Genomic DNA, 18,279 nt, shown 5'->3' with positions numbered 1-18,279 from the left:
CCTTAACAAAATGGCGCACAACCGGCAAATGCGGCCGCTCAAAATACTCAGGGACGATTCCTTATATAAATTGTCAGGATTCTCAAGAGGGATCGTTAGTGCTGACATGATATCACATAATCCTAATTATCAGTTACAATTTCCGCCCATGGGCACATTCTAAACTGATGGATTGGATGCCCCTCCTGTTGGTTCATTATAGAACCGTCCGAGCCATGGTGGTGCGGACGTCTTGCAGGAGGAACAAATGTCAGAAGCATTTATCATCGGTATCGACCTGGCGAAGCGCGTTTTTCAAATACACGGCGCTGATGCCGCAGGTAAAGTTTTATACCGTAGAAAGCTGAGCCGGCCTCAGTTCAATAAGTTTCTAAATGAGCACCCAAGTTGCATTTTTGCGATGGAAGCGTGCGCGTCCGCCCATCATTGGGGGCGTGAAGCGCTTGCTGCAGGTCATGAGGTTCGATTGGTACCGGCGCGATATGTGAAACCGTTTGTCAAACGCCACAAGAGTGATGTTGTCGATGCAGAGGCCATTACAGAAGCCGCGATGCGTCCCTCAATGCGCTTCGTCCCAGTGAAAGCCCCGGAACAGCAAGCACAGGCGATGTTGTTTCGGACGCGGAAATTGTTCGTGCGGCAGCGCACCCAGCTTATCAATTCGCTTCGCGGATACTTGGCGGAGTTTGGGATTGTGCTGCGGCTACGCATTCGGAACGCTGATATTCTCAAACGAGAAGTAGAGGAACAGGCACATAAACTGCCCGACGAGGCCAAACGCTTGGCGGAACGGCTCCTAGCGCAGATCGAGACTATCAGCGCAGAAGTCGAAGGTCTGGATCATTCCATCAAGATGCATGCAAAAACGTCAGAGGAAACGCGGCTTATGCAAACGATGCCTGGCGTCGGCCCGATGTCCGCCATCGCAATTTCGGCCTTCTGTCCTCCCGCCAAAAACTTTCGCACGGGGCGGGATTTTGCAGCATGGCTTGGTCTTGTACCTCGACAGCATTCGACAGGTGGTAAGGAACGGTTGGGGCGCATCACAAAAATGGGCCAGAAAGATGTGAGGCGGTTGCTGATCATCGGTGCAATGTCCGTCATCAATTCCATCGAACGATGGAAGCGTTGTGCCGAACCATGGTTAGCGCGTATGCTTGAAACACGCCCCCGGATGGTTGTTGCTGTTGCTTTGGCAAACCGCATGGCTCGGAGGCTTTGGGCCATGTTGATGACGGGCCAGATTTATCGCATTCGCGGGGCCGTCGCTTAGCGGCAGACCCACGGATACCGGCAGGTATGTGAGGACGAAAGGATCGACTAAGGAAAGCGGATCGACGAGAACGAACATGGAAAAACCAGTGCAACCCTTCGCGGCTTCAAGCCCGATAAACTGATTTGGAGCCAAGTTCGCGCATCTCCATAAGGGCCAGCAGCCAAGTGTGCTGCACAAACAGGCCGGACACGTGACTGCACCCGATCATGCTATCTAAACGTCGAAACAGTCACCCACATAAACCGGGGCATCCACACGTGGGTTGCGAAATTTCCCCTATCTTGCTAGAAAGCAAGGAGAATGGAAGATGGCGCATAAAGAGCTTAACCTGCGTGAACGACGCGCGATAGAAGACATGTTGAACGCCAAGATTGCTGTGCGCGAGATTGCAGCAGAGATCGGCAGGCATGTTTCCACGGTGTATCGCGAGATCAAGCGCAATCACTATTTCGACAAAGAGTTGCCGGAACTGAACGGGTACTATGGTGTCGTTGCTCAAAAAGCGGCGACCGAAAGACGTGCGCGGCGGCGCAAACTGGTGCGCCTTGTCGGCTTGAGAAAAGCCGTAATCAAGCAGCTCAAGGAAGGTTGGTCACCAGAGCAGATCGCGGGCCGATTGCAATATGAAGGCCAAACAACACGCGTAAGTCATGAAACGATCTACGCCTATGTTTACGGCCCAGATGGTCAATCTGCGGAACTCGCACGCTACCTGCCCAACCGCCGGAAAAAACGGCGTCCGCATCACGCGCGCAGGCCACGAGGCCTTGTGTTCCCGCCGGATCGCTCAATTCACGAACGCCCTGACTACGTTGATAGCCGCGAGACTTTCGGCGAGTGGGAAGGCGATTTGATGATATTCGAGCGCGCTCAGGGCAAGATGAACGTTGCCTCACTGGTCGAGCGGAAGACCCGCTTTGCTGTCCTGTTCCGCAACAACGACCGCAGCACCACGCATCTGATGAACCGCTTGATGGGTGTGATGGAACCCCTGCCCCAACCGGCGCGCAAGTCGATCACCTTTGACCGTGGGATCGAGTTCAGGAATTGGCGTAAGTTGAAGCCTGGTATCGGCACAGAGGCCTGGTTTTGTGATCCACAGGCTCCGTGGCAAAAGGGTTCCGTCGAAAACCTGAACAAGCGTGCGCGGCGCTACCTACCAAGAGATGCGCCCGTGGCCGCGCTCTCAAATCGAGATATGAAGTCGATTTGTGACCGCTTGAACGGCACCCCCAGAAAGTGCCTGGGATGGAAAACGCCGACTGAAGCCTTCAGGGAAGAACTGATGAAACTGAGATAGCGGAAACCGTCGCAACGACCCTTGAGAATCCATGCATTGGATGGAAAACACCAGCCGAGGTTTTCCGCGAAAAGATATTGGAGGAAATGCGATGACACCCCGCTAAGACAGGCTGGGCAGCCAAAGTATCACCTGCGGGAAAGCTACCATGATCGTCACTACCGCCGCATCGGCCACCAAAAACCAGATGACCCCGCGAAAGATTACGCCTAGTGATATGGAGCGATCAACGACCCCCTTGATGACAAAAACATTCAAACCCACTGGCGGTGTGATCATACCAATTTCTAGAAATTTGGCGACGAAGACACCAAACCAGATCAGTGAGATCCCTGCCTCGTCTACCACCGGCAATAGCACCGGCAATGTAAGCAGCATCGCACCGATTGGATCAAGAAACATACCCAAAATGATGTAGACAAGTGCAATACCCAAAACCAAGGCCAATTCAGAAGCGCCAAAGGCCAAGATCGTTTGAGTAATCAATTCACCAGAGCCGGAGAGCGCCAAAAACCGCGTCAGCAGATTTGCACCTATGGCGATCAGGAACAAAGCGGCTGTAGTAACGATCGTTTCGTTCACCGATTGGCGCAAAGTCGCCATTGTTAGGCCGCCACTGGCCCATGCTATAACGCAAGCGGCCAGCGCGCCCACGGCACCAGCTTCAGTCGCCGTAAACAGCCCTACGAACATGCCTCCGATTACTACAACAAATAGTAGGATTACTGGCCAAGTACTCCTTAGATGAGCAAAACGTTCTCCCCATCCGGCAGGATCTTCACGTACAGGTGCTAGTGCGGGATTGATCCGCACCCGAATATAAATCATCGCGGCATAGATCACAGCTGTCAGGACGCCTGCACCGACGCCGCCAAGGAATAGCTGACCTATCGGCACCTGAGCGAAAATTCCAAATAGAATCAGAAGAATAGAAGGTGGTATCAACGCCCCTAGCGTGCCGGCTGCGGCGATTGAACCAGTTGCCAACCCTGGATCGTAACCTGCCCTCGTCATCTCTGGAACGGCAATGCGGCCCATGGCAGCAGCGCAAGCTACGGAAGATCCGGTAACCGCAGCAAACCCTCCCGCCCCAAACACCGATGCGATTGCCAATCCGCCAGGTAAAGCCCCTAACCACGCGCGAGCTGCTGCGAATAAAGTGCGCGTCATGCCGCCGTGATAGCAAACATACCCCATCAGCAAGAACATGGGTACAGACGACAATGTCCATTTCGCCGCAAACTGGTATGGAACGCTTGTTAGGATTCCCCACGCGGGGCGAGGCCCAAGCAAGATGTAAATGCCGGTAAAGCTAACCAAAATCAGCGAAAGGCCGACCGGCATCCTCAATAATAGCAGTATCGCAAGAACAGCCAGCCCCACCAATCCTATTATTTCTGGCGTCATTGTCCTGCCTCCGATACTGGCTCAGCGATATCTTGAATTAGGGGCATTCGCGCTTGTTTGGCGTTCGCAAGTCCTAAGACGATCCGCAGCAAATACGTCATCGCCAGCAGAGAAAACCCCGCGGGCAGCAGGAAGTACCCCTGCCAAATAGTCATAGACACGCCGTCTTCGACCGCTACCGAGCCACTAGTATAGCGGCGCATTGCCTCGTCCCACATCGTGAAAGTGAGCCCGCAGCACGTCAGGAAAGCAAAGACATGCACGATCAACCCAACCAAACGCTGGGCGTCAGTGCCGAGGTTGCTATAAATTAGGTCCACTGAGATATTGCGATCCTGAGCCTCGGCCATCGCTAGAGGTAGAAATGCAATTGCGACCATAAAGTAGTTCGCTACGATTACCGAGACAAAGGGGATACGACTGTTGAATAACTGCCGCGAAAACGCGTCAGCGGCGACAGTCAACATCATTGCAATAACGGCGATAGCTGCGATCAGAGCGGCGATGCGAGTCAACAGCAGGTCGAAACGGATTAAATGTTCCATCAGGATTGCTTTCGTTTGAACTAGGTTTGATCAAGACAAGACGCGTCTGTCTCGCCGAGCCAACGGCAGCAGCGAGACAAACTTGGTTAACCTAGTGATGCTGGATCAATTTTAGAAAAGATCTCACGTAGATAGAGATCGCCGACGGCCTCGGGATCACTAGTATCAATACCTTCGACCAGTTTATCCCATTTGCCTACCAGCTCTTGGAAGCGCGTCACCTGCTCCTCGGCGTCCGAAATGCCATATTCATCACGGTTGAGTGCTACGACTGCTTCCATATCTGCAGTACGGAACTCTTCGGACTTTTCCTGCACGTCAGTCGCAGGTTCAAGCAACTCGACCCCATGAGATTGCGGGTCAGCCAAGATGCTTTCGGCCTGATTGACGCTATCGATAGTCGCAATTGCGTGTCCTATAGCAGCACCGTCGATCATCGCACGTTTGGTTTGATCCGAAAGCCCTGCCCATGTCATTGAGCTTACGTTGAACATCGTATTGCCAATGAAAACTGCAATTGGCTGGTTCAGTGCATACTCAGCCACTTCACCAGTCGAGAGCGTATCGAGGGTTTCTAGTGTGTGGACGTTGCCGTCGATATGACCCTGACTCATACTTTCGTATATATCGGTCGCGCCCAAACTAACGGTCGAAGCGCCCATTGCATCCAACCATCTAGCAAAAGGCCCAAAGCCGCGCACCTTAATACCTTCAAAATCAGCGAGCGCTTTCACCGGTTTCTGATTGTACATGTAGTACGGCCCAGTCACGGTATTGCCGAGGAAAACCTGGCCTGCATTATTGAACTCGGCAAGACAGGGCGTACAAGTGAACATAAACTCATTCGCCGCTCCGGCCATTGCGATCGGGTCAACACCCGCAGTGCCCATATCGCTGAGCAAATTAGCGTAGGGCAATTCGGCCCGATGATAGGCCGGGACTACAAATCCGCTGTCGGCTATGCCATCGCGCAGGCCGGTAAACGTTTCGGTAAAATTTAATAATGATCCGGCAAAGATTTTAATATCTGTTTCGCCGTTGGTTTGCTCTTTAATGTAGTTCGCCCAAGCTTCTGTACCGTCAATTAGGCCACTGACCCCGCCAGAGCCAACTGCATGGCGCAATGTATCAGCGCTTGCGATCGGTGTCATCGTGATCATGGCAATGGCTGCAAGCGTCAGAATTTTCCTGTGTTTCATGTTATCCTCCCGATTTACATGTCGTAAATGCCACCGCGGACACCTCCCCGTGTCTCGGTGACTACTTTTGAACGCGCTACTAGAGCAACGCCTTCAATTCGTCTTTTTTAACTTTGCCGGTAGCCGTCATTGGCAAAGACACAACCAATCTGATTTCAGGCACTTTGAATGACGCCATCTGTTCCCGACACCATGCGCGCAAGCTATCGGCATCAAGACCTTCGGACTGGTCTGGATCGAGATGAATAAACGCGACCGGTACTTCGCCTTTGGCTTCGTCTTTACGCCCTATCACCCCCGATCCAAGCACCGCTGGATGGCGCCCCAAAAGCATCTCGATTTCGGCGGGAAAAACCGGCATCCCATTGACCTTCAGCATTTCTTTGCGACGGCCCAGATAATGGACAAGTCCCAGCTCGTTCACCAAGCCGATGTCACCTGTATGTAGCCAGCCGTTGCGGATGGCATTCTTGGTTTCTTCGGGTTTGTTCCAATAGGATTTTAAAACCGACGGCGAGCGCACACAAATCTCGCCTGTTTCGCCGATGCCTTTGAGTTCACCGGTATCAAAATCCCTTATGATGATGTCAGTTTCTGGCACGGGAAGCCCGACGAACACTGGCTGCTGCTGCAGATCATAATCGTCATGCTGAAGCCCCACTGTAAAGGTATCGCAGGTATTGGTTTCCGTCATGCCATAAGCTGCTTCAACCATTGTGCTGCCGGTTAAGTCACGCCATTCTTCCCGAAAAGCTGAGCTAAGCTTTTTGACGAACGAGCATACAGAAGAGCTTTGCAATGATGTCAGATCGTAGTTTTTGACGTCTGGGTGGCGCATAACTTCAACAGCATTGTCTACCAACAAGGTAACAACCGAGGCCCGGTGCTCTGCGACGGCCGCCATCCAGCCAAGGGCATCCCACCGGTGAAGAAGACATACTGCGGCCCCTGTATATACCGGTGCAAGCAGCCCTAAATCCTCACCAGCGATCCAGAACATCGGGAAAAAGTTTACCACAACGTCCTGAGAGTTTGCATTCGACATCGCACAGCCACAGTAAGCCGCCACTGTATAAAGCATGTCGCCGTGCGTATGAACGCAACCTTTGGGCATACCTGTGGTGCCGCCGGTGTAGTTCAGCGCCGCCACCGCATCCAAGTCCGTGCAATCAGATCCTTTGAAGGGCGCAGCAGCGTCTAGTGCCTCGAGTAGCCGCTCAATTCCGCTGGCCGTTAGTCCATCACCTAGTCCAGCCGGGAGCGGAACGGCCCCGCCAACACCCGCCATTTCGGCAGCCCCGGTAGCCAGCAACAGTTGAAGAGGGGTATCAAGTACCACCGATGTAACTAGTGGAGCCAAGTCATCCTGAAACACGAGGGCGACTGCGCCGCTGTCGTTTAGTTGGTAGGTTAGCTCCACTACTTTGAACATCGGGTTTACGGGTACCAAAACTGCCCCCAGTTTCATGATACCCCAAAAGCAAATCAGAAACTGAGGGCAATTCCCCATCATGAGGGCGACCCTATCACCCGCTGCGATACCGCGGGACTGCAATAGCCCCGCAAAGCGATCTGAAGCATCATCAATTTCGCGCCACGTCAGTGTTCGTCCGTAGTAATGCACCATCGCATCATCGGGCCGCGCTTCGGCTTCAGCGCGCACGTACTGGCTTAGCGGACGTCTACCTAGCCGATAGCCAATCTCGCGCGAGATCCCTTCGGGCCAGCTTCTGCCCTGGCGCTGACGTAAATCTTGTACGTGCTCTTCGATCTGTTGGTTTTGGGACATCCCGTCATCCTTTTCGAAAATCTGTCAGTTGCTTGATCTACTTGCGCGCTGCCATACGCATCCCTTTTGCAATCCAGCTCCGCGTTTCTGCTGGATCAATCACTGCGTCGATTTCGTGAGTAGAGGCGACATTTATAGCACTGCCCCGATCATACAGATTGTCGACCAACCGGTCGTATAGGGCGTTACGCTTTTCCAGATCGGTTTCGGCCTCAAGTTCTTTGCGATAGCCTAGCTGAACGGCACCTTCCAAACCCATCGGCCCGAACTCGGCGGTCGGCCAAGCTATTGAAAATGCGGGCTCACCTAAACTTCCCGCAGCCATCGCCTGTGCACCAATCCCATAGCCTTTACGCAGACAGACAAAGAACATCGGGCTGCACAGATTTGCCCCCGCTGAAATTAGTTCACATGCCGCAGACACCGCGCCTTGTGTTTCACTTTCGGGCCCAACCATAAAGCCTGGCGTATCGCACAACGACAGTACAGGTAGGTTGAACCGGTTACACAAATTGATAAAGCGGGCACCTTTGGCCGACGCCCCCGCATCTAATGCGCCACCTAAATGCTGCGGGTTATTAGCAATTACACCAATAGGTCGACCTTCAACCCGCAATAAGCCTGTAACCATGCCCTTCGCGTGTTCTGCGCCAAGTTCAAGAAAACTATCCGTGTCTGCTAGACCTTCGATCACCGGACGTATCAAGTACGACCGCTTGCGATCTTCGGGGATCATGTGACGCAACAAGCGCTGATCTGGCGCATCCCAATCAGCCAGCGGCCCCTGGAAATATGACAATACGTCTCGCGTTCTATTGATTGCCGTATCGTCATCCTCAGCCAAAATATCGACCAGCCCGTTTTCAGCGTGCATCGGCGCGGGGCCAATCTCTTTGGGGCTGAAAGACCCAATCCCACCCGCTTCGATCATCGCAGGGCCCGCCAGACCAATCCAACTATTTCGCGTTGCGACGCGAATGTCGCCAGCCCCGAAAAGAGCCGCGTTACCCGCAAAGCAAAATCCGGAACTGACCGTGATCTTTGGTCCCCAACCTTGTAGTCGAGCATATTCCGCAAAGGTTGTAACCTTTAGTCCGGACAGTACGGTCTCAGCAAAGTCGTCATCATTAGGACGGCCACCGCCACCCTCAGTGAAAAATACTGAAGCCAACCCGCGATCTTTTGCGACTTCGATCATCCTGTCTGTCTTTAAGTGTCCAAAGTACCCTTGGGTGCCCGCCATGACGGTTGAATCGTAGGCGAGCAATGCGACTTGACAAAACTCCTCAGCAAACCGGCCGGCATTTATTGATCCAACGCCAGTCACAATTCCGTCCGCAGGGGAGATATCGACAAGCGCATCGATCCCTAGTTTCCGTCGCTGACCTGCCAACACCAATTGGCCGTATTCATGAAAGTCCCCGCCGCAACACAAAGCCGATACGATCTCGCGCGTGGTCCGTTGTTGACGGTTTCGGCGGCGCTCGACGGCTTTGGGGCGGTTTTCATCAAGCGTTCGAGCTAGGCGAGCGTTCAGCGTCGCTAGATCTCGGCGGATATAATTTGGGTCTACAACAACATCGTCGGAAGCGATCTCAGCCAACGTGTCATCATGCTCATAAGCAAGAATTGGCATGTCTAACGAGATTGCCTCGCCGGCCTTGGTATAGACCTTAACGACCACACCGCCAGCATCTGCCAATACTGTATGCTGCATCTTCATTGCTTCGATTACAGCAACAACTTGGCCTTTGGCAATTTGATCACCAATAGAAACCTGAATATCTTGCACCATCGCTTGCATCGGTGCACGAAGTACATCAGCGCCGGTCGGGACTTCGCAAGTAGCGGTCTCGGTAGCGGTGTCGCTTTCGAAGTACCGCGCTTTAACCGTATCATTTGCAGAAATATCAAAGGACTGGCTATCTAATGTACGCACATCGACGCGCCAGTCGCTAATCGCGGGCACTTTCAACAGTGACCGCAGAAATCCAATGTTCGTACCAATGCCATCAATCTGAAATTCAGACAAAGCGCGCTCGGTTTTGGCAAAAAGCCGACCTAGATCGTCCGACTTCTCATGCACCACCAGCTTAGCCAACAGATTGTCGAAACTCGGATTCGTACTGTATCCGGTATACGCGCAACCATCAATTCGGACGCCGGGACCCGATGGCACCGCATATAAACCTAGTTGCCCTCCGGTAGGTATAAAACCACCCTGCCCATCCGGGGTCTCCGCGTTGATCCGTGTCTGTACTGAAAACCCATTTGGGAGCTTAGGCGTCTCGCCAAGCCCTACATCGCCCAATGCCTGCCGCGAAGCGAGCTTCAGCTGAATTTCGACCAGGTCGAAGCCGGTGATTTCTTCAGTAATAGTATGCTCAACCTGAATCCGCGGATTAGTTTCGATAAAGTAAAAACTTCCGCTCTCCTCCACCAAAAACTCCACCGTGCCCAGACCGCGATAATCGCAGGCACGACCGATGGCGACAGCAGCGTCAAGCAAGCCCTGACGAGTGGCCTCAGACAGGTTCGGTGCTGGGGCAAGCTCGATCACCTTTTGATGTCGCCGCTGCACTGAACAATCCCGCTCCCAAAGATGGGTTACACTTTGTCCATCGCCGATGATCTGCACTTCTATATGCCGCACTGATTCCAAAAAACGTTCAGCATACAGTTTGTCGTCTCCGAAGGCTGAAAGTGCCTCATCTCGAGCTTCCGCAAAGGCGACATCAATCTCCTCAGCCCTACGGACGATACGCATGCCGCGCCCACCACCGCCATTGACCGCCTTGATTATAATCGGCGCGGCTTCATGAGCATCAAAAAACGCTTGAAGGTCGGCTTCCCCTGCCAATAGACCAGAACCCTTCAAAACGGGAACCCCGGCTTGTTCAGCAAGCGCCCGGGCCGACATTTTATCGCCTTGGAGCTCTAAGGTTTTGGCATCAGGTCCTACAAATATAAGGTTCGCATTCGCACAGGCCGCCGCAAAATCGGCGCGCTCGCTTAGCAAGCCATACCCCGGGTGCACTGCATCGCAATCGGTATCACGTGCAATTGAGATAAGGGCATCTGCGTCCAGGTACCCAACCACTCCTGCCTTCGGCAAACGGCGGGCATTGTCGGCATGTTTGATATGCAGAGATGTTTCGTCGTCCCCTGTGTAAACTGCAACCGTTTCAATCCCTAGAGCCGCCGCAGAACGTGCCACACGAATCGCAATCTCTCCGCGATTTGCTATCAACAATCTTCTGATCATCGGCGACCCTCCCTGCTGCCACGTTTAATATCAGTGGGATAGCAACCTCCGCACAATACCCACCGACACTTAACTAACCGTTAGTTAGTATAATTTCTTTGAGTTAAGATTGCATCTATTGTAAAGTCAACTTGATATTCATCGCTCTATTGACGTGGTTCAATCTCGAGGGGATAACCTCTGAATGAAATCGATTAGCCCCTTCCCGACCAAGCAAGAAATGCGTGATCATAAGCGGCGAGAAATCGTACGTTGCGCTTCTGAAAAGTTCGGAGCGGAGGGTTATGAAAACGTTCCGCTCGAAGCGATTGCCTCGGAGCTCGGTGTGACAAAAGCCGCGCTTTACACCTATGTCAGCAGTAAAAACGACCTACTCATGCAATGTTATGAGGTTGGAATGGTCAGACTTATCGGTGCCGTTGAAGAAGCTCTAGACCCCCCCGGGAAAGCAGCAGATCGGCTTCGGATTGGGTTGGTAACCTACGTGGAAACAATGACGCGCAAGGACATGCAGTATCTTTGGAACTACATTCGGCCACTGCTATCCCCTGGCGATAAGCGTAGCGTGCAGACCAGCCGCGATCAAATCGACAGCCTGTTTCGCGCCATTCTGCAAGAAGGCGTTAACGACGGTTCCTTACGTTCGGATCTTGACCCAAAGCTTGCAAGCCTCGTGATCCTAGGTGCTATCAATTGGGTAGGTATTTGGTTTCGAACCTCAGGCGCGCAGAATTCTAAAGAGGTCGCCCGAGATGTCGTTAGCGATGCACTACGTGGATACCTTGCATAAACGCAGTCGTAGACTACCAACGAGCAGGCAGAGGACCCGATAGGCTTTTCGGTGCTTGTATGTAAGCATGCTCCAAACTCGTATGCTGCCGGCGTAGAACGTGGAAAATCTTCATTACTAGAGCGAAGAACTGATGGTGTGGCCTCGATCGTGTTTTCAAAGGGTATTGGAGTTCACTGCGAGGGATCGTGGTATGGCGCGTCAAATGCAGGTTTTGTCCTGAATACTCTTGGGCAACCCATTCATCAACGCAGGCCTTCGCAGGATCAGTTGGTGCATCAATCTGATCGCGGCTCGTCAACTGATATGCGCAACGCAGTCGACTTAGCGCCCGACTGCCGTTTTCAATGAGGCGACAAAGGTGAGGGTGATCGACTTGGAACCCCTTCCGAATTACTAAAATGGAAAGCGATCTGGGTTCGGTTGCTGACGCCCAGTTTTTGTCGAATGGCAGCAGCATGCGCATTTACGGTGTTCGGTGAGATCCCTAGGCGTCGTGCGATCTCCTTGTTGGATCTGCCTCGGGAAATTTCGTGGGAAACTTCTCGTTCTCGCCTGGTAAGTAGGTCCATTACGGCGGTGGATGGTGCAGGTTTACCCTTCGCGCCCAGCTTAGACGCAGATAAGCTATTGTCCGTGAGTACGCGGTGACCGGCCAATGCCAGTTGTAGAGACGAATGAACTAGTAGAGATGAGTGGTTGGCATCGATTGTGGCCATTACGTTAGTGGGTAAACTGATAGGCAGAGAAGATTCTTGCTGGCGTCTCAAAAGCAGTGCAATGGACATGTCGGGGTGCTTTTCGAACAGCTCCAAAAGAGTTCCACATTTGATCTCTCGCTCACCAATAACGGCCAATATCATTGATGGGGTTTTATCAGGAGGGCATATTGGCCAGTTATCATCTAGCCGACCAGTTTTGCTTACGCTCCATCCAAAGCTATTGATTAAGTGGGTAAGCGCAGCGCTTTCCCAGTTACACGGTGTCATGATCCAAAAAACAGGATCCCCACCGTCATTGATGACAGGATCATTCATTGCAGGGCCAATATTTGATTATTTGCCTATAATTAACATTTAAAGGGCAGCAGAAAATTTGAAATAAGGCAAAAAAGTGCAGAAATTATATTTGGATAAATTAGCACAAAACTAACTCCAGGTCAATTTGAGCTAGGGGTCTGTTAAGTTTCGAAAGTTTATGGAAGATCTATTTTAGGTTGAAATCAGCAGTAGACTTCGAGTTACGGCGATTCGCTTCTTATGCGAACGCCATCACGCACACTTGGAAGCCGGCCATCGGTGGACGAATTTTGACCAAAATCTAGGATGACATCTCGTCGTTGTGAGGGCTCAGATGCTGAGGCGCTGCGTTGCTGGGCGGCTACTTGCTGTGCGGTAACTCGAGCTCTTTGTTGAGCGACAGCCCGAGCCCTCTGCTGTCGAGCGGCGTCAATCTGTTGCTGCGTAGGCCCAAAGGATCGCCGCGTCTGAGAGGGTGCTTGGGTAACGTATGCAGACAGCGTTCTGGGAGCTGCTTGTATTACATAGGCTGCATCAGCATGAGCAACACCGCTATATGATGCCAAAGATGCAGCTAATAGAATTACCGCTTTAAGGTCACTAAGTGCGTTCCGCATGGGCAGCCCCTTCGCCTAGTTTGATTTCTATATCAACTCAGCATGCTAAGCGACCTGCTCATTCGAGCCAAGTCTGAACTTCAGACCGGCAAAGCAAGCCATGAACCCATACTATCTATAGCTAATAGTAACTAGACCGAATGCGCTAGGGCAAGCTGTGGTTCTAGTCATTCATGGTGATACCGGGACGCTGATGGGCGGGATTAAGCTGTTCGTAGACCGGTGGAAACCTGCCGGCATAACTAGGAGGAATTTCCCATGAAAAAGTTTTTGATTTCCACGTCAAGTGTTGCTGTCATGATTGCATTCTCAGGCATGGCTAGTGCGCAACAAGCAGATGCCACGGGCCAGGTTGCTCAGTCCGATAACTCGGGTGCTGGTCAGACCGAGAATGCACGAGCGCAGGTCACGAATGAGAGCGCGCTCGCTATTCTCGATTCCGGCGTTGGCGGCAACCTGCGGGAATATGCACGTGCCGAGGTTGGTGACGGTGTGAATGCGTCATCGGATGGCGATGAAGTCGGCTTCCCCAATGTTGGTCACGCTGGGGCCACTGCAAATGGTGCCAACTCCTCTGCTCAGTTCCAGGTTGGTAACAACAACTCCTCGATCAACATGCAGGAAGGCTTCAATCAAGAGTCGGCCATGCTCCAAATCGGTGACGAAAACGCGGCTTTGATCAGTCAGAGAACTGAGGCAAACGAGGCCGCCATCACGCAAGTTGGGTTCGACAACAATTCAGCGCTTGTTCAGGATGGATGGGACAACGCTGGAGTTGTGGCCGTTCATGGCGATCATAACAGCGCTGTTGGCTACCAAACGGAGGGAGACGACAACATCCTTGCTATCGCACAAAAAGGCGACAGAAACAGCCAGGCTACCTTCCAAGAGGGTAGCAAGAATACTGCGGCTTCGCTGCAAAGCGGTGATGACAACGCGTCATTCATCTCGCAAGGTGGCGGGACATCCTTTATCGCAACCGCAATTAATATGGATACGTTTGCTGGAGGCGTGCCAGTACATGCAACCATTGGCGGCAGTGGCATTGGGTCACTCGGTGCAACCAGTAACTCTGCAGCAAACCTTCAGTTGGGCAATGGAAACTCCAGTGCCATCCTGCAGACAGGTGGCTCCAACGAAGCAATTAACTACCAGAACAGCATGTAATTTTGCTGTTCATGAAGCTAAAGTTGGAGGCGTTCGCGCCTCCAACGCGTGTTTTTGCGTTGTGATCTGAGGACTGTATGGTGTTACCTATTCTTCATAGCATCACGGTTGTGGCTGGATTGACTGGCTCGGCCCAAGCTGGCCCGGTACTGAGCTGCGAGATCTCTGTCTTATCAGGCACACCTCTATATGAGGTTGTCGGTATCGCTGAAGGCACCCCGGGGATAACGGGTCGCTACACTCTGTCAGTGCGTAAAACTGTAGGCGGTAATATCTCGGTGTCTCAGCAAGGTGGGCGCTTCACTATTGAAAGCACCGGCAGAGTTGTTGTTTCACGATCATTTGTAAGTGCCAACGAGAGGGGCGATATTCAAGCTTCTCTAGTCCTCACCGGAATGCCAAGCGCATCGGATGGGGAAAAATCTTTTGACTGCTTTGCCGAAGGGTGAAATGCATCATTATCAGTATGGAGAGGTAAAATACTTATGTCTTATCTTCATCGCATTGCTCGGAGCGTGTTCGGTCGTCTTCTGGTAACAGCATCTTTTCTAGTAGCGACAAACCAATCTTTGGCTCAGGACATTGATTTTCAGGTAAACAATCTGGTCTCTCTCGAGCAAGTTGTTACCGTGCAAGAGCGGCTCCAAGCCGAAACGCTTTCCCCAATGCACGAGAACCGGATCGACAGATTTGAAGGTAGCAGCTCCGTCATTATCCAAGATGGCATTAGGAACTTCGGAGAAACATATATCTCGTCTAGCTCGGGAGCCTTGGCTGCAATTGCCCAAATTGGTGTGTCAAATTCGGCAACAGGTGTCATCATTGATAGCCCTGGAAGTAGCGTTGCTCAATTTCAAGCCGGCCGTGATAACTCATCTCTCGTTGGGATTATCGGGAGTGCAAACAGTCACGTCTCGACGTTGCAAATCGGCAACAACTTGGATGTTGCTGTTGGCTTGGTAGATTCAAACGACACTCAAGTAGTATACGGACAAATGGGATCCGACTATAACGGGGGCATCGTCATAAAGAACGCCCCTCCGGGAACGGTCGTAAGATTAAACTAAGGAACAGATGACGCCATGAGCAATTTAAGAGCTGCAACGGTTGGAGCGATTGCGCTCTGTTTTTCTTGCCAGACGCTGAACGCTGGTGAGCTTATTTACCGCCCCACAAACCCCGGGTTCGGAGGAAATCCAAATAATATCGATTACCTCCTGAACCTTGCCCAGATACAGAACCAGCACCTTCCCGATAGCGGGACTGGCGGCGGTAGCAGCGCTCCACCAACCATTAATTTCCCTCCAATTACCATAGATTTAGGTGGTGTCGCTGGAGGTGGAGGCACCACATCAGACCCGAATCCTGCAGCAGCAGCGTTGAGCGGCGATGCGACGATGCAGGTTGGAAATGGTTCGCTGACATCGCCCGTTTCCAGCCGCTAATTTAGTAATAAGGCAGTGTGGCCTCAAAAAAAAATTAAAAAATGCGAGCAGAGCAAATGATATATAGACCGAAGCCAGCGAGGCTTATGAAATATAGTTTTTTAGCGGCGATTACCTTTTTGGCTGCTTGCAGCGAAGTTGGCAGCATGAGGGATCCAGACGTTATACAGCCTGAGCTCACGCCTGCTACGCGCCTAGGGAAAACTCTTGCGGAACTACCCCCTCCAAGTCAAAAAATCGACATCGCTGTCTATTCATATGAAGATAAGACCGGCCAGCAAAAACCAGCAGATGGTTTTTCGAGCTTTTCCAAAGCGGTAAGCCAGGGTAGCGATGCGATCCTTATTGACGTTCTGAAAGATGTTTCGAATGAACGCTGGTTTAATGTGGTAGAGCGGGCAAGCTTGCAGAACGTTCTTAACGAACGAAATTTAATTGATCAGACCAATCAAACGTACAACAATGCCACTCGAACCACCCTTCCCCCACTCCGCTTTGCTGGAATTATTCTAGAGGGCGGCGTGATAAACTACGATTCCAATGTTTCGACAAGTGGCATCGGGTCACGACTCCTAGGGATCGGCACTGCGTCTGAGTATCGGCGGGATGAGGTAACAGTTGCACTCCGGGCTGTCAGCGTAAAAACTGGCGAGGTATTGATTTCATCAACTGCTGAAAAGGTTATCTATTCGGCACTGCTACGCAGCAATGTCTTTAAGTACGTTGCAACAGATGAGATCCTTGAGCTTGAGGTGGGCTACTCTAGGAACGAGCCTGTAGGGCTCGCTGTTCGGCAAGCAATTGAACTGGCGGTCCTATCTCTTATCGTCGATGGGGCTGAAAAAGGCCTATGGAATTTCGCCAACGAAGCAGACAAGAGCCGCGTCATTCAGTTATACAATGCGCGCTATGTTGTTCCGCGGCTTCAAGAAGCAGCAGAGCCTGCATAGGCATAAGGCTGTTCCATGAAAGGATATGAAGCCGTGATGGGTTGGTTACAAAAACTTTCTGCTTCATTACTAGTGCTAGGAGCTGGTCTCCAAATGGCTACGGCACAGGAAGCCCACACCCCTCCGGCTTCGAGAGTTGCTTATGATGACTGGCTTGTAGAGTGCTTTGAGCGCAACGAGTTTGGTCAAGAGTGCCAGATTTATCAACGTGTTATAATGAACAACGGTAGTGCTATTGCTTTGGTCGCAACCTTAGCTTTTGTGCCGCCGGATAATTACTTGGGAATTCAGGTAGCACTACCTTTGGGAATAGACCTCAAGGAAGGCGCAACAATCACTATCGACGATGATGCCTCGCTTGATGTAGGCATTAGCCGATGTACGCAGCAAGGGTGCCTGTTTGAAGGGACTGTGACGGATGCTTTAGAGGTGGCTTTGCGTGAAGGAAAGTCCGCTTCTGTAACCGTGATTGTGCCCTCAGAAGGTGATTTTACTATTCCACTATCACTAAATGGTTTTGGTGCCGCTCTTGATGAGATTACACCGATCCAACCACCCGTTGAAGAACTGTCAGAGGCCCCTCCGGCACCCATAGAAGTTCCTTCCCAAGAGGAAACAGTAGACAACACTTTACGCCCAGTGACCGGCACAGAATGATCCTATGCAAAGCACTCTGAGCTGAGCCCCTGAAACTCCTCCAAATTTGCGTAGAGGAGCCTACGCGTTCGCTGATCCCCCCCTCGGGAGATGTGGCCATTAAGATCCACCTCTCCCGATTGCTATCGGCGTGTGGTGAGGCCAAGCTAGGCGCCGACAGATCGGGACTTCGGAAAGTTCTTAGGTTCTTCGATAGCGGCCACATAGGAAACTGCTGTAATCGCCCCAATGCCTGGTATCGTCATGAGCAAACGCGTGCTTCGGCATTGTCGCGCCGCCATCAAGAGCTGGCTGCTGAGCGTAGACGCACACTCCCTGACAGCGTGCCAGGCTTCGAGCAGCGGACAGATGATCCCTGACAACTCGACATGTCCGTCCGGCAGATCGTTAACTTTTTCTACACATACCCTGCCTTTGCCCCTCGGCACAACAACACCGAAAGTCTTTATCATACCACGGATCTGACTGGTTAATTGTGTCGTGATGGCAAGTAGTAGTGTGCGGGCTGCAACCCATGACCGGATCCGTATCGTTTCGAACGACTTGACCCGAACAGCCTTGTAGAGTAAGCGATGTGCCGCCCCCACCTTCCTTGTGAGCCTCTGATCTGAGATTCAGCCCTGACGGATGGATTATCAGGGAGTTTCTCCATGGAGCGCTCAACGGAGTTTCTCAGTAACATTGATTTGGTTGTGGGCCCGCGTGGTCACCGCCGGTGGCCGGATGCGGTGAAGGCGCAAATTGTGGCCGAGACGCTGGTGGAGGGTGCCTCGGTGGACGCAGTTGCGCGGCGGTATGACATGCGGGCCAATCATTTGTCGGAATGGCGGCGCATGGCCCGGGAGGGCAAGCT

The 18,279-nt window shown here is 52.2% G+C and carries 17 protein-coding genes; 10 read left to right on the top strand and 7 right to left on the bottom strand.

What is annotated here, in order from left to right:
* The first annotated feature begins 247 nt into the window (after positions 1-247).
* Together ACN0SD_RS19115 and ACN0SD_RS19110 are read left to right on the top strand one after the other, a co-directional pair.
* The gene (locus tag ACN0SD_RS19115; protein WP_417809793.1) at positions 248-1,273 is read left to right on the top strand and encodes an IS110 family transposase; all 1,026 of its coding nucleotides are present in this window, start codon (positions 248-250) and stop codon (positions 1,271-1,273) included.
* Between the two features lie 310 nt (positions 1,274-1,583).
* Positions 1,584-2,576: an IS30 family transposase gene (locus ACN0SD_RS19110; protein ID WP_005848490.1), complete on the top strand. Its 993-nt coding sequence runs from the start codon at positions 1,584-1,586 to the stop codon at positions 2,574-2,576.
* A gap of 102 nt (positions 2,577-2,678) precedes the next feature.
* On the opposite strand, the gene ACN0SD_RS19105 is transcribed toward ACN0SD_RS19110, so the two are convergent.
* The 5 genes from ACN0SD_RS19105 to ACN0SD_RS19085 form a co-directional block, all read right to left on the bottom strand.
* Positions 2,679-3,983 (bottom strand): TRAP transporter large permease, encoded by a 1,305-nt coding sequence (locus ACN0SD_RS19105; protein ID WP_417809792.1) that lies wholly within the window; start codon positions 3,981-3,983, stop codon positions 2,679-2,681.
* A complete protein-coding gene (locus ACN0SD_RS19100) occupies positions 3,980-4,528 on the bottom strand; it encodes a TRAP transporter small permease subunit (protein ID WP_417809791.1) in 549 nt (182 codons plus the stop codon). Before ACN0SD_RS19100 ends, ACN0SD_RS19105 begins: the two co-directional genes overlap by 4 nt.
* An 86-nt stretch (positions 4,529-4,614) precedes the next feature.
* Positions 4,615-5,727, bottom strand: a complete 1,113-nt coding sequence (locus tag ACN0SD_RS19095; RefSeq protein ID WP_417809790.1) for a C4-dicarboxylate TRAP transporter substrate-binding protein — start codon at positions 5,725-5,727, stop codon at positions 4,615-4,617.
* Between the two features lie 79 nt (positions 5,728-5,806).
* On the bottom strand, positions 5,807-7,516 hold the full coding sequence (locus ACN0SD_RS19090) for an AMP-binding protein (protein ID WP_417809789.1): 1,710 nt from the start codon (positions 7,514-7,516) through the stop codon (positions 5,807-5,809).
* 37 nt (positions 7,517-7,553) lie between these two features.
* On the bottom strand, positions 7,554-10,781 hold the full coding sequence (locus tag ACN0SD_RS19085; protein ID WP_417809788.1) for a carboxyl transferase domain-containing protein: 3,228 nt from the start codon (positions 10,779-10,781) through the stop codon (positions 7,554-7,556).
* A gap of 184 nt (positions 10,782-10,965) precedes the next feature.
* On the opposite strand from ACN0SD_RS19085, the gene ACN0SD_RS19080 reads away from it, so the two are divergent.
* Entirely contained in the window at positions 10,966-11,571 is a 606-nt protein-coding gene (locus ACN0SD_RS19080; RefSeq protein ID WP_417809787.1) for a TetR/AcrR family transcriptional regulator, read from the top strand.
* Between the two features lie 344 nt (positions 11,572-11,915).
* Here ACN0SD_RS19080 and ACN0SD_RS19075 read toward each other — a convergent pair whose 3' ends face one another.
* Positions 11,916-12,143, bottom strand: coding sequence for a response regulator transcription factor (locus ACN0SD_RS19075; protein WP_417809795.1), 228 nt, complete (start codon positions 12,141-12,143; stop codon positions 11,916-11,918).
* Between the two features lie 1,322 nt (positions 12,144-13,465).
* Here ACN0SD_RS19075 and ACN0SD_RS19070 point away from each other — a divergent pair.
* The 6 genes from ACN0SD_RS19070 to ACN0SD_RS19045 all read left to right on the top strand — a co-directional run bounded on the left by ACN0SD_RS19070 (position 13,466) and on the right by ACN0SD_RS19045 (position 17,426).
* Positions 13,466-14,374, top strand: a complete 909-nt coding sequence (locus ACN0SD_RS19070; protein WP_417809786.1) for a hypothetical protein — start codon at positions 13,466-13,468, stop codon at positions 14,372-14,374.
* Between the two features lie 77 nt (positions 14,375-14,451).
* Positions 14,452-14,823, top strand: coding sequence for a curli-like amyloid fiber formation chaperone CsgH (csgH, locus tag ACN0SD_RS19065; RefSeq protein WP_417809785.1), 372 nt, complete (start codon positions 14,452-14,454; stop codon positions 14,821-14,823).
* A 36-nt stretch (positions 14,824-14,859) separates the two neighbouring features.
* The gene (locus ACN0SD_RS19060; RefSeq protein WP_417809784.1) at positions 14,860-15,441 is read left to right on the top strand and encodes a hypothetical protein; all 582 of its coding nucleotides are present in this window, start codon (positions 14,860-14,862) and stop codon (positions 15,439-15,441) included.
* A gap of 15 nt (positions 15,442-15,456) precedes the next feature.
* Positions 15,457-15,819, top strand: coding sequence for a curli assembly protein CsgF (locus tag ACN0SD_RS19055; RefSeq protein ID WP_417809783.1), 363 nt, complete (start codon positions 15,457-15,459; stop codon positions 15,817-15,819).
* Between the two features lie 86 nt (positions 15,820-15,905).
* Positions 15,906-16,769: a CsgG/HfaB family protein gene (locus tag ACN0SD_RS19050; RefSeq protein ID WP_417809782.1), complete on the top strand. Its 864-nt coding sequence runs from the start codon at positions 15,906-15,908 to the stop codon at positions 16,767-16,769.
* Between the two features lie 15 nt (positions 16,770-16,784).
* Positions 16,785-17,426, top strand: coding sequence for an invasion associated locus B family protein (locus ACN0SD_RS19045; RefSeq protein WP_417809781.1), 642 nt, complete (start codon positions 16,785-16,787; stop codon positions 17,424-17,426).
* A 146-nt stretch (positions 17,427-17,572) separates the two neighbouring features.
* Here the strand turns inward: ACN0SD_RS19045 and ACN0SD_RS19040 are convergent, their stop codons facing one another.
* A complete protein-coding gene (locus ACN0SD_RS19040; protein ID WP_417809794.1) occupies positions 17,573-17,671 on the bottom strand; it encodes a transposase in 99 nt (32 codons plus the stop codon).
* 405 nt (positions 17,672-18,076) lie between these two features.
* On the opposite strand from ACN0SD_RS19040, the gene ACN0SD_RS19035 reads away from it, so the two are divergent.
* On the top strand, positions 18,077-18,279 hold a 203-nt coding region (locus ACN0SD_RS19035), incomplete at its 3' end, for a transposase (RefSeq protein ID WP_417809780.1).

The sequence above is a fragment of the Thioclava sp. genome, assembly GCF_048263065.1.
GTDB lineage: Bacteria > Pseudomonadota > Alphaproteobacteria > Rhodobacterales > Rhodobacteraceae > Thioclava.
The sequence above is the reverse complement of the archived record's forward strand: the minus strand, read 5'-3'. Positions and strand labels throughout refer to the sequence as shown.

Excerpts from the sequence above, each read along its gene's own strand:
- ACN0SD_RS19115 (WP_417809793.1), top strand. The coding sequence starts at position 248 with ATGTCAGAAGCATTTATCATCGGTATCGACCTGGCGAAGCGCGTTTTT.
- ACN0SD_RS19110 (WP_005848490.1), top strand. The coding sequence starts at position 1,584 with ATGGCGCATAAAGAGCTTAACCTGCGTGAACGACGCGCGATAGAAGAC.
- ACN0SD_RS19105 (WP_417809792.1), bottom strand. The coding sequence starts at position 3,983 with ATGACGCCAGAAATAATAGGATTGGTGGGGCTGGCTGTTCTTGCGATA.
- ACN0SD_RS19100 (WP_417809791.1), bottom strand. The coding sequence starts at position 4,528 with ATGGAACATTTAATCCGTTTCGACCTGCTGTTGACTCGCATCGCCGCT.
- ACN0SD_RS19095 (WP_417809790.1), bottom strand. The coding sequence starts at position 5,727 with ATGAAACACAGGAAAATTCTGACGCTTGCAGCCATTGCCATGATCACG.
- ACN0SD_RS19090 (WP_417809789.1), bottom strand. The coding sequence starts at position 7,516 with ATGTCCCAAAACCAACAGATCGAAGAGCACGTACAAGATTTACGTCAG.
- ACN0SD_RS19085 (WP_417809788.1), bottom strand. The coding sequence starts at position 10,781 with ATGATCAGAAGATTGTTGATAGCAAATCGCGGAGAGATTGCGATTCGT.
- ACN0SD_RS19080 (WP_417809787.1), top strand. The coding sequence starts at position 10,966 with ATGAAATCGATTAGCCCCTTCCCGACCAAGCAAGAAATGCGTGATCAT.
- ACN0SD_RS19075 (WP_417809795.1), bottom strand. The coding sequence starts at position 12,143 with ATGGACCTACTTACCAGGCGAGAACGAGAAGTTTCCCACGAAATTTCC.
- ACN0SD_RS19070 (WP_417809786.1), top strand. The coding sequence starts at position 13,466 with ATGAAAAAGTTTTTGATTTCCACGTCAAGTGTTGCTGTCATGATTGCA.
- csgH (WP_417809785.1), top strand. The coding sequence starts at position 14,452 with ATGGTGTTACCTATTCTTCATAGCATCACGGTTGTGGCTGGATTGACT.
- ACN0SD_RS19060 (WP_417809784.1), top strand. The coding sequence starts at position 14,860 with ATGTCTTATCTTCATCGCATTGCTCGGAGCGTGTTCGGTCGTCTTCTG.
- ACN0SD_RS19055 (WP_417809783.1), top strand. The coding sequence starts at position 15,457 with ATGAGCAATTTAAGAGCTGCAACGGTTGGAGCGATTGCGCTCTGTTTT.
- ACN0SD_RS19050 (WP_417809782.1), top strand. The coding sequence starts at position 15,906 with ATGAAATATAGTTTTTTAGCGGCGATTACCTTTTTGGCTGCTTGCAGC.
- ACN0SD_RS19045 (WP_417809781.1), top strand. The coding sequence starts at position 16,785 with ATGAAAGGATATGAAGCCGTGATGGGTTGGTTACAAAAACTTTCTGCT.
- ACN0SD_RS19040 (WP_417809794.1), bottom strand. The coding sequence starts at position 17,671 with ATGACGATACCAGGCATTGGGGCGATTACAGCAGTTTCCTATGTGGCC.